Origin of the sequence: Lysobacter brunescens, from assembly GCF_042677005.1 — a bacterium.
GTDB classification, from domain to species: domain Bacteria; phylum Pseudomonadota; class Gammaproteobacteria; order Xanthomonadales; family Xanthomonadaceae; genus Lysobacter_I; species Lysobacter_I brunescens.
Window position 1 is genome coordinate 274,861 of record NZ_JBHTIF010000001.1, and the last position, 17,301, is coordinate 292,161.

Below are 17,301 nucleotides of genomic sequence, written 5' to 3' on the forward strand. Positions count from 1 at the left end.
AGGACTGCGCGTGGCGACGACCCTGCTCCAATCCGACCTGCCCGGCCTCACCCTGCGCCATCGCGGCAAGGTCCGCGACGTCTTCGACCTCCCGCCCGAGCTGCTCCCGGCCGAGGCGCGCGAACACGGCCCGCTGATGCTGATGGTCGCCACCGACCGCCTGAGCGCCTTCGACGTGGTGCTGCCCGACCCGATCCCGGGCAAGGGCGAAATGCTTTGCCAGATCAGCAACTTCTGGTTCGACAAGACCGCGCACATCCTGCGCAACCACCTGACCGGGATCGATGTCGCCCGGGTCCTGCCGGCCGGCGTCGACGCCGCGCTTTACGCGAAGCGCGCGGTGGTGACGAAGAAGCTCAAGCCGGTGCCGGTGGAGGCCATCGCCCGTGGCTACCTGATCGGCAGCGGCTGGAAGGACTACCAGCGCACCGGCCGGGTCAGCGGCATCACCCTGCCCGACGGCCTGCGCCAGGCCGAACAGCTGGCCGAACCGATCTTCACGCCCTCGACCAAGGCCGCCGTGGGCGACCACGACGAGAACATCGATTTCGACACGATGGTGAAGACCGTCGGCGCCGACCTCGCCGAGCAGGTCCGCGACGCGACGCTGCGCATCTATCGCTACGCCGCCGACTACGCCGCCGAACGCGGCATCCTGCTGGCAGACACCAAGTTCGAGTTCGGCACCGACGCCGACGGCCGCCTGTACGTGATGGACGAGATGCTGACCCCGGATTCGTCGCGCTACTGGCCCGCCGACGAGTATGAAATCGGCATCAGCCCGCCGAGCTACGACAAGCAGTTCGTCCGCGACTACCTGGAAACGCTGGACTGGAACAAGACCGCCCCCGGCCCCGCCCTGCCCGCCGACGTGATCGAACGCACCCGCGCCAAGTACGCCGAGGCATTGCAGCGGCTGGCGGGGATTTCCGTTGATTGATTCGATGGATTGAGTCACCTCAATGCGCGCACGGCTGATCTCGACCGAGGGCGAATATCTCGAAGCCAGAATCGAAATCAACGGCACCGTGCTGCATGTCATGGACGAATTCAGTCCAGCCGAATGCGGTGACGTGCTGGACATCGAGTTCATCCCGATGCTGGACGAGCACGAATCCAACAATGAGATCCTGGACGGCAATCCCGATCGGAAGCGCGGTCTCGAACGAATCGAAGGCTGGTCCTATCGCGCCTTCGGCATCATCTGCTCGCTCTCGCCTGTCACGGTCGATTGCCGGCAGATCAGGATCGAAGATGACGACTTCGAAGCGACGGGCAGCGGTATCGGGCAAGCCGTCGCCTTCACGATCAGCAGACTGTCCGCCCGGCCCCGCATGCAGGCCGCGAAGACAGCTCCTGCAGCACCACTCCCCGTCGGAATCGATGATGCGACGGCAGCGACCTATCACGACCTCGGCTTCAGACTCGGCCTCTTCGACGAGCACTTCGTCAAGGAGTGGGCCTACGAGATCATCCGCGAACGTGACACACCCCCCATTCAGATCATCGAGATTGCGACTGCTGCGAACAGGAACGCGCTCTACAACGCGCTGAGCATCGCAGGCGAACGCGGGCACCTGCTCGCCGCCACGCGGCTGCTTCTTGGTCATATTGCCCTGGAATTGGCGGCCAGCCGGATTTCGACACCATCCGCCATCCGTACTGCAATGACACTCTGCAACGATGACTCGCTGGATGACGCAGCCTATATCGACTTCATGTGCCTCAATGAAGACATCCATATCAACGAGTACGCCGGCAACCGATCCGATGAAGACATGAGGAGCGAAGCGCTGTGCTTGCTCGCAGAGCACGGCCGGATGCAAGACACCACCTCCGAAAGATGAAGTCCTGTCTCGATATAGCCGGGCCAGAAATCCTCGGTGATGTCCCCGGCAGGATCCTCATCCACCTCCCACTTCATCACGGTTGGGGCGACCCGCTACCCCGGCAGCCGCGCCCGGAGCGCTGGCCGGAGTAAGATCGAGGCAGCGCTCGACTCCTCCGCAGCATCCCGGTCATCGACGAAGAGACCCGCATGAACACCACCGCCGATCCGCAAGCCTTCACCCGCCCCATCGACCGCTGGTTCGCGAGCTATTCCGCGGACCACCAGAATCCGGTGAACCAGAAGATCCACTACGTCGCGGTGCCGCTGATCCTGTGGACGGTGACCGCGCTGCTGTGGTGCATCCCGGTGCCTGGCACGTGGTTCCAGGCGGGCTTCTGGTGCGCGCTGGCAATGTTCGCGGCATGGAGCTTCTACTACCGCGCATCGCGTCCACTGGGCTTCGGCATGCTGGCGGTATTCATCGCGATGGCGTGGTTCAACCGCTGGCTGTACGGCGAGATCGGCGGCGCGATGCTGCTGAAGGTCGCGATCGCGGTGTTCGTGCTGGCCTGGATCGCGCAGTTCATCGGCCACAAGATCGAAGGCAAGAAGCCGAGCTTCCTCACCGACCTCGTGTATCTGCTGATCGGCCCGGCCTGGATTCTCGGCAAGAGCTTCCGCGCATTCGGCCTGAAATTCTGATGCGGTCGCGCAAGCCGTCCGGCGGCAGCCGATGAGCGAATCGCGTTTCGGCGGGCGCGACTTCATGCTCGCGCTCGTCGTCTGCATCGTCTGGGCGGGCAACTTCCTGACCTCGGCGCACGCATTGCAGGAAATCCCGCCGTTCCTGTTCAGCGCGCTGCGCATGACGATGCTCGCGCTGTTGCTGGTCTCCTTCCTCAAACCGCCGCCGCGCGCGCAGTGGCCGCGACTGATCGCGGTCGCGCTGCTCAACGGCGCGCTGCATTTCGGCACCAGTCTGTGGGCGCTGCGCATGGCGGGCGACCTGTCCTCGCCGGCCATCGTGATGCAGAGCTACATCCCGATGTCGGTGCTGCTGGCCTGGGCGATCCTCGGCGAGCGCTTCGCCTGGCGCACCGGCTCGGCGATCGCGCTGAGCTTCGCCGGCGTGCTGGTGCTTGGCTTCGATCCGCTGGTGCTGGACCACCCGGCCTCGCTGGCGATGATGCTGTTCTCGGCCTTCCTGATCGCGCTGGGCACGGTGCTGATGCGCGGGCTCAGCGGCATCGACGGCGTCAGCCTGCAGGGCTGGACAGCGGTGATCGGCATCGTGCCGCTGCTGGCGATCAGCGCGGCGATCGAACCGGGCGGCTTCGCCGCGCTGCGCGACGCGCACTGGTCGAGCTGGGGCTCGGCGCTGTATTCGGCCGTGTTCGCCTCGCTGATCGGGCACACGCTGTTCTTCAAGCTCGTCCAGCGCCATCCGGTGGCGCAGGTGATGCCCTACCTGCTGCTCACCCCGGTGTTCGCGGTGGCGCTGGGCATCCTCGTCTGGGGCGATCGCCCCGGCGCGAACCTGTGGATCGGCGGTGCGATGGTGCTCGGCGGCGTGCTCGCCATCGCGCTGCGCGCGAAGGCCAAGGCGCTCGGCAAGGCCTGAATCGGCTGCGCATCACTCCGGCGAGGGGAACATCGAGGCGACCGGATGGAAGTTGCGCGGCGCGTAGCCGAAATCGCGCTGCGCGTCGCCGGGATCGAACACCAGGTCGCTGCGCATGCGCGCGACGGCAGCTTCGTTGAAATCCAGCGCGAAGCCCGCCGCATGGGCCAGCGCGAGCACGAGGTTGAAGACCGGCGATGGCACTTCGTGCAGGCGCGGGGACGGCTGCAGCGCGCCGAGCACGCGCGCGACCATGTCGCGATAGGACAGCGTCTCGCCGCCGGGCAGCGCGTAGGTGCGGCCGAAGGTCGCCTCGGTGTCGATGCAGCGGAACGCGGCGTCGGCGAGGTCGTGCGCATGCACCGGCTGGCGCAGGCCGGTCGCGTCGCGCGGCAGCACGATGCGACCGAAGCGCTGCGCGACCTGCGCGATCCGGCTGAGGTTGCGGTCGCGCGCGCTGCCGTAGACGAGGGTGGGACGCAGCACGGTGACGGCGGCGCCGCGTGCGGCGGCGGATTCGAACAGCGTGCGCTCGGCCTCGCGCAGGCGGGCGACGAGATCGCGCTCCTCGGCATCGGCCGATCCGCGCTTGACCTCGATGCTGGTGGAGCCGAAGGCGATCACGCGCGACGCATCGATGCCGCTGCGCGCGTACCACTGCGCGAACAGATCCAGCGGGCCGCAGCTGAAGATCACGTCCGCCTGCTGCGCAGGCAAGCCGAAGTCCGGCAGTTCGCCCGGCCACCAGATGAGCCCCGGTTGCTCCGCGCGCGGATCGCGCGAGACGGCATGCACGCGCCAGCCGTCATCGCGCAGGCGATCGAGCAGCGGCATGCCGATCTGCCCGCTCGCGCCGAACACCAGCGCGGTCTTCATGCGACGTCGCGCGCAGCCGTCTGCGTCATGCCTGGGCGGACGCCTCGCCGTCGCGCTTCGCGGGCAAGGTGGCACGCAGCCACAGGTAACCGAGCACGGCCGACACCACCGACGCGCAGAGCACGCCGAGCACGCTGGCTTCGGCCATCTCCGGATGCGCCTTGAACGCCAGCGACGCGATGAACAGGCTCATCGTGAAGCCGATACCGCAGAGCATGCCGAGGCCGAGCACGGCCTTGAAATTCATGCCTTCGCCGAAGCGCGCGATGCCGGTGACATGGGCGAGCACGGCCGCGCCGACGATGCCGATCGGCTTGCCCAGCACCAGGCCCAGGGCGATGCCCAGCGGCACCGGCGCCAGCAGGTCGGATGCCGACATGCCGCCCAGCGCCAGCCCTGCGTTGACGAAGGCGAAAAGCGGCAGGATCGCGTAGGCGACCCACTTGTGCAGGGCGTGCTCCAGCCACTCCAGCGGCGAGTATTCGACTTCGTCGTCGACCTGATTCTCCTTGTCGACGTGCGGGATCAGCAGGCCGGTGGCGACGCCAGCCAGCGTGGCGTGCACGCCCGACTTCAGCACGAACACCCACATCACCGCGCCCAGCACGAGGTAGGGCGTCAGCGCGCGGACGCGCATGCGGTTCATCGCGATCATCACGCCCAGCACGACGAAAGCGCCGGTCAGCGCGCTCGTCGACAGTTCGCTGGTGTAGAACACCGCGATGATGATGATCGCGATCAGGTCGTCGATCACCGCGATCGTCGACAGCAGCAGCTTCATCGCCAGCGGCACGCGGGAGCCGAGCAGCGACAGCACACCCAGCGCGAAAGCGATGTCGGTGGCAGTCGGGATCGCCCAGCCGCGCATGGACTCGGCGTCGCCCATGTTCACCCAGGCGTAGATCGCGCCCGGCACGATCACGCCGGCCGCAGCGCAGACCAGCGGCTGGATCAGCTGCGCGCGACTCGACAATTGTCCGCTCAGCACCTCGCGCTTGATCTCCAGCGCCACCAGCAGGAAGAAGATCGCCATCAGGCCGTCGTTGATCCACAGCAGCAGCGGCTTGGCCAGGTTCAGTTCGCCGACGCGCACCTGCACGGGCAGGTCGCGGAAGGCGTCGTACCAGCTCGACAGCGGCGAATTGGCCAGCACCATCGCCAGCACCGCCGCGATGATCAGCAGGATGCCGCCCGCGGCCTCCATCTGGAAGAAATCCTGCAACGCGCGCGCAGCGCGCCCGGGCAAGACGCGGATGATGACGGACTCTTTCCCGCTGTTGGACATGATGCGATGAACCTCCCGCGCGTCAGCGCGTCAACACGATTTCGAACACGACCCAGAGCACGAACGCCAGGGTCAGCACCCAGCCTTCGGCACGACTGATCTGCAGGTCCTTGCGCAGCATCGGATACAGCAGCAGCGACACCGCCAGCGCCGCCGGCAGCTCGAAGCCGATGAAGGACGCGGGAATCGGCAGCGGTCGCAGCGCGGCCATGCCGCCGACCACGATCAGCAGGTTGAACAGGCTGGAACCGATCACGTGGCCGACCACGATGTCGCCCTGGCCGCGTCGCGCCGCGACCACCGCAGCGACCGCTTCGGGCAGCGCAGTGGCGATGGCGATCACGATGAGGCCGGTGAGCAGCGGCGTGAAGCCCAGCCCCGCACCGACGATCGGCGCATGCGCGACCAGCCACTTCGCGCCGAAGAACAACAAGGTGCCGCCGAGCGCGAAACGCAGCAGGTTGAGGCCCAGGTCGTCGCCGGTACGCAGGTAGTCGGGGATTTCCGTGTGCAGCTCCGCGGGTTCGCGACGTCCGCGCATCCAGGCCCAGGCCAGTACCGCGACGAACGCGGCCACGAACAGCAGGCCCTCGCCACGGGTCAGCACGCCGTCGTAACCGAACGCGGCGAGCGCGATGGTGGCCGCGACCAGGCACAGCAGCAGCGGCGCGAGCGCGCGCCAGCGCACCAGCAACGGCGCGGCGATCGCGGCCACGCCGAGGGTGAGCCCGAAATTCACGATGTTGCTGCCGATGGCGTTGCCGAGCGCGAGGCTCTGGCTGCCGACGACGAACGCGCGCAGGTTGACCGCGAGTTCCGGAATCGAGGTGCCGAAGCCCACCAGCAGCAGGCCGGTCGCGAACGGCGACAGACCGAAGCGCCGCGACAGCCCGGAGGCGCCCTTCAGCACCGAATCGCCGCCCAGCGCCAGCAGCAGCAGGGCCAGCACGCACCAGCCGATCGCCATGCCCATCGCGTGTCTCCGTCGTGCAGATCAAGCCCGATTCTATGACAGGCGGGAGGCGCTGTCGCCCGCGCGCGTACGCAGGCGAATGTCACGGCGATTTCATCGCGCGCCGCTAGATTGCGCGCACCGGCCTCCCCCATCGGCCTTCCCCATCGGCCACGACCATGCTCCTGCACAAGACAGAACGGGCGCGCGCCGCGCTGTCCGACACCCGATCCGGCGACCTCTCGCTGCACCATCGCCGCATCCTGATCCTCACCGACGGCAGGCGCAGCATCAACGATCTGATGGCGATGCTCGGCAACGACATCCTCGGCGACATCGATGCGCTGATGCGCGCCGGCTATCTCGCCACCGCCGATGCACAGGGCGCGCGCGGCGCAGGCGGTGCAAGCGGCGCAAGTGGACTTGGGCAGCGCCTGCGCGAAGCCGCGTCGCGCCTGCGTCCAGCGAGCGACGAGGCCGTCGCAACGCCGGCGCAGCCCGCCATGGCGACACCCGCAGCGGCCCTGCCGGCAGAGCCGTCGACGACTGCAACGGCATCCGCAACGGCACCCGCAGCCTCCGCCACCACGCGCCGTTCGCTGGCGGCGTCGAAGATGTATGTGATGGACCTGCTGCAGATGCAGCGCGACCTGCGCATCGCCGAATGCCGCACCGAGATCCAGTGCGCACAGGACGAGACCGCCACCGTGGTCGCGCTGCTGGACGGCGTGCGCCACCTGATGCCGCTGGTCTCCGCCAGCATGGCGACGCGCATCCTCGCCCGGCTCGACGAAGTGCTGCCCGAGCCGTGGCTGCCGGCGTTGCGCGCGCTGCAGTCCGAGCTGACCGGAAAGCCCGTGCTGGCGGTCCACAATCCCGCCTCGACGGCCTCGGCTGCTGCCTGATCGCCATGGCCCGCTGCCGCCTGGCCACCCGGCCAGGCAGGCGCTGGCGCGCGCCTTGCGCTACCATCCCGCCCCCGCCAGCGCGACCGACGCGATGACGGCGATGGACCGGCCGCATCCGCGTGCCGGACGTGACCGTTGGCGCAGAGCGTGCGCCGCGACTTGGCCACAATGGACTGGCGGCAGCCATGCGGATCGAGCAGATGCAACCGGAAGACGTCCGGCTGGAGAAGACGGAGAAGGCACGCGGGGTGCTGGCCAGCACGCGGGCCTCGGGCCTGGGTGCGGCCGAGCGACGCATCCTGATCCTCGCCGACGGCCGCCGCAGCCTGGCCGACATCGCCGCAGTGCTCGGCACCGACATCCTGCCCATCGTGCAGGGCCTCGTCGACCAGGACTACCTCGCCCGCGCCCGCCCGGCACCCGAACCCGAAGCACCGCCACCGCGCGCCGAACTGATCGGCGAACGCCTGGGCCACCTGCTGCGCGGCGCCTCGCTGATCCGCCAGGCGCGGCCACGCGCCGATACCGTGGCGCCGGCCACCGCGCCGCACGCGGACGACATCGCGGTGCTCTCCGGCAGCTCGCGCGCTTCGCCGCTGCCGAAGGACGTCGCGCCGCGCTCGATCATCTCGGCGAAGACCCATGCCGTCGACCTGCTGGGGCTGCACAGCGATTCCCGGCTGGTCGCCGCCGTGGAGGCCATCCGCCAGGCGCGCGGCGAAGCCGATGTCGCCCGCGCCATCCTCGACGCCGTGGCCATGCTGCGCGACATGGGCGAGCCGCAGCTGCTGTCCGGCGCGATCGCCCTCCTCGACCCGCTGATGCCCGAGCCCTGGCAGGCGGATCTGCAGGCGCTCGACCCCGCAGGCGCCGGGCACGGAACTGAGTAGGGCTTCACTGAACCCGCCAGCGGCAACCGCTAGGATTCGCGCGCGTCCGCCGGGATCCGGCGCACGCTTTTGAAACACTTGACCATCGCACCCCACGGACCCGGGGTGTTTCGCGGCGAACCGCCGCATCCATCCAAGGAAGGCCCATGCCGTTGCGCACGCTCAAACCCCACCGTGTCCTGCTGGACAAGACCGACAAGGCCCACGCGATCCTGTCGAAGACCTGCGCCGAGACGATCAGCCTGGCCGAACGCCGGATCCTGATCCTCACCAACGGCAAGCGCAGCCTGAAGGATCTGGTCGACACGCTGGGCGAGGCGATCATGCCCTCGGTGCATCACCTCGTCGAACAGGGTTACCTCGTCGCGCGTCCGCGCGACAAGGCCATCGATCGCTTCGTGCTGGCACCGGCCGACCGTATCGGCGGGTTGCTGCGCGGCCGGTGACGCCGATCGTGCGGATGCGCGGCGCGACCGCGCATCCGTCTGACGGACTCAGCCCTTGAAGTGCTTCGCCAGCCCGGCCCAGCACTGCTGGTAGTCGATCTGGCGATGACGTGCGTGCAGCGCCTGGCGCGTCGGGCGGATCACCGCACGCGCCTCGAACATGAAGGCCATGGTGTCGCGGATGTAGTGCGGCTTCGAGGTGTCGGCGTTGCTCGCCGTCTCGAAGGTCGCGGCGTCCGGGCCGTGGCCGGTCATGCAGTTGTGCAGCGAGCAGCCGCCGGGCGCGAAGCCCTCGGCCTTGGCATCGTAGGCGCCGTGGATCAGGCCCATGAATTCGCTGGCGATGTTGCGGTGGAACCACGGTGGGCGGAAGGTGTTTTCCATCGCGAGGATGCGCGGCGGGAAGATCACGAAATCCATGTTGCCCACGCCGGGCGTGTCGCTGGGCGAGGTGAGCACGAGGAAGATGCTCGGGTCCGGGTGGTCGAAGCTGATCGAGCCGATGGTGTTGAAGCGGCGCAGGTCGTACTTGTACGGCACGTGGTTGCCGTGCCAGCCCACCACGTCCAGCGGCGAATGGCCGATGCTCGCGTGCCACAGGTGCCCCTGGAACTTCGCGATCAGCTCGAACTCGCCTTCGATATCCTCGAACGCCGCAGTCGGCGTCAGGAAATCGCGCGGATTGGCCAGGCCGTTGCTGCCGATCGGGCCGAGGTCGGGAATGCGCAGGTGCGCGCCGAAGTTTTCGCACACGTAGCCGCGCGCCACGCCGTCGGGCAGCGACACGCGGAAACGGATACCGCGCGGGATCACCGCGATTTCCTGCGGCTCCAGCTCGATCACGCCCAGCTCGGTGTCGATCTGCAGTCGCCCCTGCTGCGGCACGATCAGCAGTTCGCCGTCGGCGTCGTAGAAGAAGCGACCCTGCATGTCGGCATTGGCCGCGTACAGGTGGATGCCGATGCCGTGCATCGCCGCCGGCGAGCCGTTGCCGGCCATGGTGAACAGGCCGTCGACGAAATCCACGCGCGGCGCGGTCGCATCACTGCCCGGGAGCGGCAGCGGGCTCCAGCGCAGTTGGTCCGGTGTCACCGGACCATCACCGAAGTCGTTGTGGAACTGCTGCTGCGTGTACGCCGTGAAGCTGCCGTGCATCGCCGCCGGGCGGATGCGGTAGAGCCAGCTGCGGCGGTTCTCGTGGCGCGGCGCGGTGAACGCGGTGCCGCTGATCTGCTCGGCGTACAGGCCATGCGCCACGCGCTGCGGCGAGTTGCGCCCCACCGGCAGGGTGCCGGGCAGCGCCTCGGTGGCGAACTCGTTGCCGAAACCGGATTGGTAGCTGACTGTCATTGCGGTGATGTCCTCAAAGCGTCTTTTTTTGCCACGGATTTTCGCGGATTGTCACGGATGAAAAACAGGATGGATCAGACCAAGTGGATCCACTCCGCCTTTCGCTTCATCCGCGCCCTCCGCGCGAATCCGTGGCCAATTGCCTTTACAGCACGCCGCGCTTCATCTGGTCGCGTTCGATGCTCTCGAACAGCGCCTGGAAGTTGCCTTCGCCGAAGCCTTCGTTGCCCTTGCGCTGGATGATCTCGAAGAAGATCGGGCCGATCGCGTTCTGGGTGAAGATCTGCAGCAGCTTGCGCTGCTTGGTCTCCAGGTCGGCGTCGATCAGGATCTTGTTCTTCTGCAGGCGCGCCACGTCCTCGCCGTGGTTCGGCACGCGCTGGTCGATCACCTCGAAGTAGGTGTCCGGCGTGTCGAGGAACTCGACGCCCTGCGCGCGCATCGCCTCGACGGTGGTGTAGATGTCATCGGTGAAGCAGGCGATGTGCTGGATGCCCTCGCCGTTGTAGGCGTCGAGGTATTCGTTGATCTGCGACTTCGGATCGCTGGACTCGTTGAGCGGGATGCGCACGATGCCGTCCGGCGCGGTCATCGCCTTGGACACCAGGCCGGTCTTCGCACCCTTGATGTCGAAGTAGCGGATCTCGCGGAAGTTGAACAGCTTCTCGTAGTAGTTCGACCACTTCTCCATGTTGCCGAAATAGAGGTTGTGGGTCAGGTGGTCGATGAAGGTCAGGCCGAAGCCGATCGGGTTCTGCTCGGCGCCCTCGATCGGCGCGAAGTCGGCGTACACGTTGCTGCCGGTGCCGTAGTCGTCGACGAGGTAGAGCATGGCGCCGCCGATGCCCATCACCACCGGGCGGTCGATCGCGCGGGTGTCCTCGCGGGTGGCGCGCTCGCCGCCGCGCGCCAGCACTTCGGCCTGCACCTCGGCGGAGGGCTTGCGGAAGCGGATCGCGAAGCCGCAGGCGCAAGGGCCATGGGCGGCGGCGAAGTCGGCAGCGAAGGAATCGGGGTCCTCGTTGACGAGGAAGTTCACGCCGCCCTGGCGGTAGACGGTGATCGCGCGGGTCTTGTGGCGCAGCACGGCGGTGAAGCCCATGCGGCGGAAGTAGTCGTGCAGGGCTGCGGCGCGGTCGGCCGGCGCGGCGTATTCGACGAACTCGAATCCGTCGATCCCCATCGGGTTCTCGAAGGTGGTGACCTGCATGCCGAGGTTGGGCTGGGCGCTCATGGACGTGCTTCCTGGGATGGGAGGGAGGCGGGCCTTCGAACCCGCGACGCGCGTCCGCACAGCGGACGCCACGCCACGTACACTGCCGGGTTCCACGCCCGCGACGGCCGGCGCCGATACCGGAAAGCCGGGCGGCGGGCGCGGACAGGCCCCGTGCATTCGACGGACCGAGCACGGGAATATAGTTTCAATTGAAACTACAGACAAGACAGTTCCGACCGATGACCGCTCCTGCGATGACCGACCCCGCGACGACCGATCCAGCCATGGACGCCCCAGCGCCCGCCGACACCGCGCCGGCGGCCCGCCCCGCGACGCATGCCGCGCTGGACCTGGAGCACTTCCTGCCCTACCGGCTCAGCGTGCTGTCGAACCGGATCAGCCAGACCATCGCCCAGACCTATGCGGACCGGTTCAACCTGGTGATCACCGAGTGGCGGGTCATCGCGGTGCTGGGCCGGCACCCCGGGCTGTCGGCGAACGGCGTGGCCGAGCGCACGGCGATGGACAAGGTGGCGGTGAGCCGGACCATCGCGAAACTGCTGGAGCGCGGGCTGGTCCAGCGCGACATCCACGGCGACGATCGCCGCCGCTCGGTGCTGGAGCTCAGCGAAGCCGGTTACGCGATCTACGACGAAGTGGCGCCGCTGGCCCAGGACTGTGAGCAGGCGCTGCTCGCGCATTTCAGCGACGAGGACCGCCGCCAGCTCGACGGCCTGCTGTCGAAACTCGGCAAGGGCCTGGAGCGGCTCACAGGGCTGGGCCTGCCGGAAGACTGACCGCGCCGGGGGCAGACCTGGAGCGTCACCTCAGCGCAACCAGCCCTTCGCCCGCGCATGGCGGGCGAACCACACCAGGAACAGCGCGCCCGCGATGACCAGGGCCGGCAGCACCGTGCCCGCGGGGCCGACGAGGCGGAAGGCATCCGCGAGCAGGAAGGCATGCCCCATCTGCACGAGCACGCCCAGCAGGGACAGCGCCAGCACGGCGATGGCCGAGCGCCGGCGGATCAGCAACAGCAGGCAGCCGGCGACACCGCCGAACACCGCCACGGCGTAGGCCGCCGTCGCCCAGGCCGGACGCCCCAGGATCAGCGTGCGCTGCGCCTCGGGCAGCGCCTGCAGCGCGTCGGCCGACATCATCGCCTCGCCGATGTAGGCCATCACGCCCACGCCGTTCCACAGCATCATCAGGACGGCGACGATCCAGAACCACAGTGGCGGTTTCTCGCGCATGACCATGTGCCCTCCCCAGGGCGGATGCGATGGATGAACGATGATGCGTGGCGCCGCGCGTCACAACGACAACGGGCCCGCTTTCGCGGGCCCGTCGAGCCACCCGGCTTCCCGGATGGTACGCCGCGACACGGGGTCGCGGCATGTGCTGCACTTCCGGAGTTACTTCACGCCGTGCATCAGCTTGTTGACCAGCGGCGCGACCAGGAACAGCAGCACGCCCGAGCCGACCAGCGCCCAGAAGCCGAAGGTGTAGCCCGACAGCGCCGACGCAGCGGTCATGCCGCCTTCGCCGCTGACATGGCCGGCGAAGATGCCGGCGAGGTTGTTGCCGATCGCGATCGACAGGAACCAGCAGCCCATCGCCATGCCGGCGAGGCGGGCGGGCGCGAGCTTGGTCGTCATCGACAGGCCGATCGGCGACAGGCACAGCTCGCCGACCGACTGGATCACGTAGACCATGAAGAGCGTCCAGAACGGGATCTTGCCGTTGCCGTCGACCATGCTGTTCAGCGCGATCATCAGCAGCAGGAAGGCCAGGCCGTTGAAGATCAGGCCGAGGCCGAACTTGCGCGGGATCGACGGGTTGTTGCGGCCCATCTTGACCCACATCCACGCCATGATCGGCGCCAGGGTGATGATCGCGATCGAGTTCACCGACTGGAACCACTCCAGCGGGAAGGTCCAGTCGCCGAAGTCGCGGTTGACGATCTTGTCGGCGAGGAAGGTGAACGAGCTGCCGGCCTGCTCGAAGAACATCCAGAACAGCACGTTGAACACGAAGATGATCAGCATCGCCACGACCATGTCGCGCGCGACCTGGCCATTGCGGGCGCCTTCGACCAGCAGCATCACCGCAGGCACCACGAACAGGCCCATCAGGATGGCCTGCAGCGCGGTCGCATTGATCGTCAGCAGGAAGTAGAACAGCGGGATGCCGATGACAGCGCCAAGCACCGCGACCATGCCCAGGCGGCCGAGACCTTCCTGGCCGGGGGCCGGCAGGCCGATGCCCTTGAGCTGGCCACGGCCGGCCCAGAACCAGATCAGGCTGATCACCATGCCGATGCCGGCGGCGATGAACACCCACTGGTAATGCGGGTCGGTGTCGGTGCCGAAGATCTTGCGGGCGAGCCAGCCGGTGATGACCGGGGCGATCATCGCGCCGATGTTGATGCCCATGTAGAAGATGGTGAAGCCCGCGTCACGGCGCGCATCGCCCTGCAGGTAGAGCTTGCCGACCATGGTCGAGATGATCGGCTTGAACAGGCCGTTGCCGACGATGATCGTCGCTAGGCCCAGCTTGAACAGGGTCTCGGTGGGCGAGGCCAGCATGAACAGGCCGACGGCCATGAACACCGCGCCGAGCAGGATGGAACGCTGGAAGCCGATCAGCTTGTCGGCGACGTAGCCGCCGAAGATCGCACCCGCGTAGACCAGCGCGAGATAGGCGCCGTACAGCTCGCTGGCCGGCTTCTCGCCGGAGGCCTCGCCGCCGTGGAACTGCGCGACGATGTACAGCACCATCGCCCAGCGGATGCCGTAGAACGCGAAGCGCTCCCAGAATTCCGACATGAACAACATCCACAGGGGCTTGGGATGACCCAGCACCTGTGAAAACTCGGGGATGGGCTGCTGCCCGTCGGTGGTCGCGGATCCGCTCATGCGGGTTCTCTCTCTAGATGGAAACGAAGTGAACCCGCGCTGTCTGCGGGGCCGGCGGAGGATGACCGACCGGCCACGGCGCGTCAAACCGCATGCGTATTGTTGCGGCGCAACATGGCGCGCCCGATCAGCCCCCCGTCGGGTAGGTGTACGACGCCTGCACGCCCAGCGGCAGGCCCAGTGCCCAGAACGCCATCAGCAACAGGGTCCAGGTGATCAGCAGGGTCACGGTGTAGGGCAGCATCATCGCCACCAGCGTGCCGATGCCGGTGCCCTTCACGTAGCGCTGGCAGAAGACCACGATCAGCGGGAAGTACGGCATCAGCGGGGTGATGATGTTCGTGGTCGAATCGCCGACGCGGTAGGCCGCCTGGGTGAGATCCGGCGACACCCCGAGCTGCATCAGCATCGGCACCATGACCGGGCCGATCAGGCCCCACTTCGCCGAGGCCGAACCCACGAACAGGTTCACCAGCGCGGTGAGCAGGATGATGCCGCACAGGGTCACGCCCATCGGCAGGCCCAGGGCTTTCAGACCTTCGGCGCCTTCCAGCGCGAGCAGCGCGCCGAGGTTGCTCTGGCCGAAGGCGTACACGAACTGCGCGCAGAAGAACGCCATCACGATGTAGTAGCCCATGCCGTTCATGGCCTTGCTCATGCCGGCGATGACGTCGCGATGGGTCTTCACCGAGCCCGCGACGATGCCGTAGACCATGCCCGGCACGAGGAAGAAGATCAGGATCAGCGGCACGATCGACTGCATCAGCGGCGCTGCGGCGACGGCGAGCTTGCCGACTTCGTCGGGCTTGGCGGTCGCCGGGGCGCGCCACGCCGAGGTTTCCGGCAACGTGCTCAGCCACAGCAGCACCAGCATCCCGAGCATCGAGGCCGCCGCCCAGGCGAGGCCGCGCTTTTCCTGGGGCGTCATCGCCTCCATCTGCTTCGGCAACTGCGCCGTGTCGCCGTCGATCGGGGTGCCGCGCAGGCGCGGTTCGATCACGCGGTCGGTCAGGAACCAGCCCACCGACATGATCAGCAGCGTCGACACGCAGGTGAAGTAGTAGTTGTTGAGCGGATTGACGGTATGCGCCGGGTCGATCAGCTGCGCGGCCTGCTGGGTGAAGCCGGCCAGCATCGGGTCCAGGCTGGAGGGCACGAAGAAGGTCGCCGAGAAACCGCCGGACACGCCGGCGAACGCGGCCGCGATGCCGGCGAGCGGATGTCGGCCCGCCGCATAGAAGATGACCGCGCCGAGCGGAATCACCAGCACGTAGCCCGCGTCCACAGCGACGTGGCTGAGCACGCCGACGCCGATCAGCACCGGGGTCAGCAGCATCTTCGGCGTGACGCCGAGCATCGCGCGCAGGGCCGCGTTGATGAAGCCGGTATGTTCGGCGACGCCCAGGCCGAGCATGGCCACCAGCACCACGCCCAGAGGCGGGAAGTTGACGAAGGTCTTGACCATCTCCGACGCGAAGCCGGTGAGGCTGGCGCCGGCGAGCAGGTTCTTGATCCGGATCGGCTCGCCGCTGCGCGGATCGATCGCCTCGAACTGGACGTTGGCCAGCAGCGCCGAGAGCACCCACACCAGCAGCATGAGCCCGAGGAACAGCACCGCCGGATCCGGCAGCTTGTTGCCGACGCGTTCGACACCGTCCAGGAAGCGGGTCAGGACGCCGCGTGGCGCGGCAGGCTGGGTCGGTGTCGGCGCGGCTTGCGACATCGCGGATTGCTCGATCGGTCGGGAGCCCCGAATCGTAGAGGGAGCCCGGGGCTTTTTCATCCGGCCCCGGGGGTCTCGCGCTGTGCCGGATCCGCCCTCTGCGTTCAGCGATCCGGGCCGATCGAGGTGCGCACGTCGAACAGTTCGGGGAAGAAGGTCAGGTCCAGTGCCTGCCTGAGGAAGCCGGCACCGCTGGAACCGCCGGTGCCGCGCTTGAAGCCGATCACGCGCATCACCGTGCGCAGGTGGCGGAAGCGCCAGATCTGGAACTGGTTCTCCAGGTCGACCAGGTCCTCGCACAGCGCGTATTCGCGCCAGTAGGTGCCGGTGTCTTCGTAGATGCGTTCGAACACCGGGACCAGCGCCGGATCGTGGACGTGCGCCTTGGTCCAGTCGCGCGCCAGGTGCTCCGCCGGGACGGCATGCCCCCAGCGGGCGAGGTAGCGCAGGAATTCGTCGTACAGGCTCGGCGCCTCCAGCACGGCGCGCAGCCCGGCCTGGGCCTGCGGGTCGTAGTCGAATACCTTCAGCATCGCCGCGTTCTTGTTGCCCATGAGGAACTCGATGGTGCGGTACTGCAGCGACTGGAAGCCGGACGACGGCCCGAGCGTCTCGCGGAACTCCATGTACTCCGACGGCGTGAGCGTCTCCAGCACCGACCACATGCCGGTCAGCTGTTCCTGCACGCGCTTGCAGCGCGCGGTGACCTTGCCGAACTGCCAGACGCGGTCGTTGCGCAGGTGCTCCACCGCCGCCGTCAGCTCGTGGATCAGCAGCTTCATCCACAGCTCGGCGACCTGGTGCTGGATGACGAACAGCATCTCGTCGTGCTGCGGCGGGGCGGACAGCGGGTGCTGGGCGGACAGCAGGCGATCCAGGTGCAGGTAGCCGCCGTAGGTGATGCGGCCGGCCAGGTCGGTGTGGATGCCCGATTCGAGCGGGCGCTCGTTGCGTTCGATGCTCATCCATACAGGATAGCGCAGCAGCGTATGGAAAACCGGGCCCGGACCGTATACGCCCAGCCGCCGCGATCCCAGTCATCGGGCTGCAACGCACAGCGCGCAGGATTTCCGTCACAATCCGCGATCACCCCCGGACGGGGGCGAATGGTCGGGGACACGCGCCTCTGGCCGTGGGTATGCGGGGAATGTGGGCATGGATGGCCACATCGGCGAGACGGCCGCGCAAGCGGACCGATTGCCGGAAGAACTTCCGGTCCGGGGGACCGGAGGGGCGATCAGGGGGCGCAGGCACGAAGCCCGTGCACCATCCAATCAAGCCGAGG

The 17,301-nt window shown here is 67.7% G+C and carries 17 protein-coding genes; 8 read left to right on the forward strand and 9 right to left on the reverse strand.

Annotation, left to right across the window (positions count from 1 at the left end; genetic code table 11):
- The first annotated feature begins 10 nt into the window (after positions 1–10).
- The 4 genes from ACFQ0E_RS01220 (at position 11) to ACFQ0E_RS01235 (ending at position 3,452) form a co-directional block, all read left to right on the forward strand.
- Positions 11–940 (forward strand): phosphoribosylaminoimidazolesuccinocarboxamide synthase, encoded by a 930-nt coding sequence (locus tag ACFQ0E_RS01220; protein ID WP_386821882.1) that lies wholly within the window; start codon positions 11–13, stop codon positions 938–940.
- A gap of 22 nt (positions 941–962) precedes the next feature.
- A complete protein-coding gene (locus tag ACFQ0E_RS01225; protein WP_386821883.1) occupies positions 963–1,847 on the forward strand; it encodes a hypothetical protein in 885 nt (294 codons plus the stop codon).
- Between the two features lie 191 nt (positions 1,848–2,038).
- Positions 2,039–2,533: an Mpo1 family 2-hydroxy fatty acid dioxygenase gene (locus tag ACFQ0E_RS01230; protein ID WP_386821884.1), complete on the forward strand. Its 495-nt coding sequence runs from the start codon at positions 2,039–2,041 to the stop codon at positions 2,531–2,533.
- A gap of 31 nt (positions 2,534–2,564) precedes the next feature.
- On the forward strand, positions 2,565–3,452 hold the full coding sequence (locus ACFQ0E_RS01235) for a DMT family transporter (RefSeq protein ID WP_386821885.1): 888 nt from the start codon (positions 2,565–2,567) through the stop codon (positions 3,450–3,452).
- 12 nt (positions 3,453–3,464) lie between these two features.
- Here the strand turns inward: ACFQ0E_RS01235 and ACFQ0E_RS01240 are convergent, their stop codons facing one another.
- From ACFQ0E_RS01240 to ACFQ0E_RS01250, 3 genes are read right to left on the reverse strand one after another with little or no spacing between them, the layout of a single operon-like run.
- Entirely contained in the window at positions 3,465–4,328 is an 864-nt protein-coding gene (locus ACFQ0E_RS01240) for an SDR family oxidoreductase (RefSeq protein WP_386821886.1), read from the reverse strand.
- Positions 4,329–4,353: 25 nt separating this feature from the next.
- Complete coding sequence (gene nhaA, locus ACFQ0E_RS01245; protein ID WP_386821887.1) at positions 4,354–5,613, reverse strand: Na+/H+ antiporter NhaA; 1,260 nt, start codon at positions 5,611–5,613, stop codon at positions 4,354–4,356.
- 22 nt (positions 5,614–5,635) lie between these two features.
- Positions 5,636–6,586, reverse strand: coding sequence for a sodium:calcium antiporter (locus tag ACFQ0E_RS01250; protein WP_386821888.1), 951 nt, complete (start codon positions 6,584–6,586; stop codon positions 5,636–5,638).
- A gap of 158 nt (positions 6,587–6,744) precedes the next feature.
- On the opposite strand from ACFQ0E_RS01250, the gene ACFQ0E_RS01255 reads away from it, so the two are divergent.
- From ACFQ0E_RS01255 to ACFQ0E_RS01265, 3 genes are all read left to right on the forward strand, one after another.
- The gene (locus ACFQ0E_RS01255) at positions 6,745–7,470 is read left to right on the forward strand and encodes a hypothetical protein (protein WP_386821889.1); all 726 of its coding nucleotides are present in this window, start codon (positions 6,745–6,747) and stop codon (positions 7,468–7,470) included.
- 203 nt (positions 7,471–7,673) lie between these two features.
- Complete coding sequence (locus ACFQ0E_RS01260; protein ID WP_386821890.1) at positions 7,674–8,363, forward strand: hypothetical protein; 690 nt, start codon at positions 7,674–7,676, stop codon at positions 8,361–8,363.
- 146 nt (positions 8,364–8,509) lie between these two features.
- Complete coding sequence (locus tag ACFQ0E_RS01265) at positions 8,510–8,809, forward strand: hypothetical protein (RefSeq protein WP_386821891.1); 300 nt, start codon at positions 8,510–8,512, stop codon at positions 8,807–8,809.
- Between the two features lie 48 nt (positions 8,810–8,857).
- Here the strand turns inward: ACFQ0E_RS01265 and hmgA are convergent, their stop codons facing one another.
- Both hmgA and hppD read right to left on the reverse strand, forming a co-directional pair.
- Positions 8,858–10,159, reverse strand: a complete 1,302-nt coding sequence (gene hmgA / locus ACFQ0E_RS01270; RefSeq protein ID WP_386821892.1) for a homogentisate 1,2-dioxygenase — start codon at positions 10,157–10,159, stop codon at positions 8,858–8,860.
- 145 nt (positions 10,160–10,304) lie between these two features.
- Positions 10,305–11,393, reverse strand: a complete 1,089-nt coding sequence (hppD, locus tag ACFQ0E_RS01275) for a 4-hydroxyphenylpyruvate dioxygenase (RefSeq protein WP_386821893.1) — start codon at positions 11,391–11,393, stop codon at positions 10,305–10,307.
- Between the two features lie 266 nt (positions 11,394–11,659).
- Here hppD and ACFQ0E_RS01280 point away from each other — a divergent pair, with 266 nt between their 5' ends.
- Positions 11,660–12,172 (forward strand): MarR family winged helix-turn-helix transcriptional regulator, encoded by a 513-nt coding sequence (locus ACFQ0E_RS01280; RefSeq protein ID WP_386821894.1) that lies wholly within the window; start codon positions 11,660–11,662, stop codon positions 12,170–12,172.
- A 30-nt stretch (positions 12,173–12,202) separates the two neighbouring features.
- On the opposite strand, the gene ACFQ0E_RS01285 is transcribed toward ACFQ0E_RS01280, so the two are convergent.
- From ACFQ0E_RS01285 to ACFQ0E_RS01300, 4 genes are all read right to left on the reverse strand, one after another.
- Positions 12,203–12,628, reverse strand: a complete 426-nt coding sequence (locus ACFQ0E_RS01285) for a hypothetical protein (protein WP_386821895.1) — start codon at positions 12,626–12,628, stop codon at positions 12,203–12,205.
- 162 nt (positions 12,629–12,790) lie between these two features.
- Entirely contained in the window at positions 12,791–14,293 is a 1,503-nt protein-coding gene (locus tag ACFQ0E_RS01290; protein ID WP_386821896.1) for a peptide MFS transporter, read from the reverse strand.
- Positions 14,294–14,420: 127 nt separating this feature from the next.
- Positions 14,421–16,016, reverse strand: a complete 1,596-nt coding sequence (locus ACFQ0E_RS01295; RefSeq protein WP_386821897.1) for an AbgT family transporter — start codon at positions 16,014–16,016, stop codon at positions 14,421–14,423.
- 104 nt (positions 16,017–16,120) lie between these two features.
- The gene (locus tag ACFQ0E_RS01300; protein WP_386821898.1) at positions 16,121–16,981 is read right to left on the reverse strand and encodes a tryptophan 2,3-dioxygenase; all 861 of its coding nucleotides are present in this window, start codon (positions 16,979–16,981) and stop codon (positions 16,121–16,123) included.
- Positions 16,982–17,301 lie beyond the last annotated feature (320 nt).

Excerpts from the sequence above, each read along its gene's own strand:
- ACFQ0E_RS01260 (WP_386821890.1), top strand. The coding sequence starts at position 7,674 with ATGCAACCGGAAGACGTCCGGCTGGAGAAGACGGAGAAGGCACGCGGG.
- hmgA (WP_386821892.1), bottom strand. The coding sequence starts at position 10,159 with ATGACAGTCAGCTACCAATCCGGTTTCGGCAACGAGTTCGCCACCGAG.
- ACFQ0E_RS01280 (WP_386821894.1), top strand. The coding sequence starts at position 11,660 with ATGGACGCCCCAGCGCCCGCCGACACCGCGCCGGCGGCCCGCCCCGCG.
- ACFQ0E_RS01240 (WP_386821886.1), bottom strand. The coding sequence starts at position 4,328 with ATGAAGACCGCGCTGGTGTTCGGCGCGAGCGGGCAGATCGGCATGCCG.
- nhaA (WP_386821887.1), bottom strand. The coding sequence starts at position 5,613 with ATGTCCAACAGCGGGAAAGAGTCCGTCATCATCCGCGTCTTGCCCGGG.
- ACFQ0E_RS01285 (WP_386821895.1), bottom strand. The coding sequence starts at position 12,628 with ATGCGCGAGAAACCGCCACTGTGGTTCTGGATCGTCGCCGTCCTGATG.
- ACFQ0E_RS01300 (WP_386821898.1), bottom strand. The coding sequence starts at position 16,981 with ATGAGCATCGAACGCAACGAGCGCCCGCTCGAATCGGGCATCCACACC.
- ACFQ0E_RS01255 (WP_386821889.1), top strand. The coding sequence starts at position 6,745 with ATGCTCCTGCACAAGACAGAACGGGCGCGCGCCGCGCTGTCCGACACC.
- ACFQ0E_RS01235 (WP_386821885.1), top strand. The coding sequence starts at position 2,565 with ATGAGCGAATCGCGTTTCGGCGGGCGCGACTTCATGCTCGCGCTCGTC.
- ACFQ0E_RS01250 (WP_386821888.1), bottom strand. The coding sequence starts at position 6,586 with ATGGGCATGGCGATCGGCTGGTGCGTGCTGGCCCTGCTGCTGCTGGCG.
- ACFQ0E_RS01230 (WP_386821884.1), top strand. The coding sequence starts at position 2,039 with ATGAACACCACCGCCGATCCGCAAGCCTTCACCCGCCCCATCGACCGC.
- ACFQ0E_RS01265 (WP_386821891.1), top strand. The coding sequence starts at position 8,510 with ATGCCGTTGCGCACGCTCAAACCCCACCGTGTCCTGCTGGACAAGACC.
- ACFQ0E_RS01295 (WP_386821897.1), bottom strand. The coding sequence starts at position 16,016 with ATGTCGCAAGCCGCGCCGACACCGACCCAGCCTGCCGCGCCACGCGGC.
- hppD (WP_386821893.1), bottom strand. The coding sequence starts at position 11,393 with ATGAGCGCCCAGCCCAACCTCGGCATGCAGGTCACCACCTTCGAGAAC.
- ACFQ0E_RS01225 (WP_386821883.1), top strand. The coding sequence starts at position 963 with ATGCGCGCACGGCTGATCTCGACCGAGGGCGAATATCTCGAAGCCAGA.
- ACFQ0E_RS01290 (WP_386821896.1), bottom strand. The coding sequence starts at position 14,293 with ATGAGCGGATCCGCGACCACCGACGGGCAGCAGCCCATCCCCGAGTTT.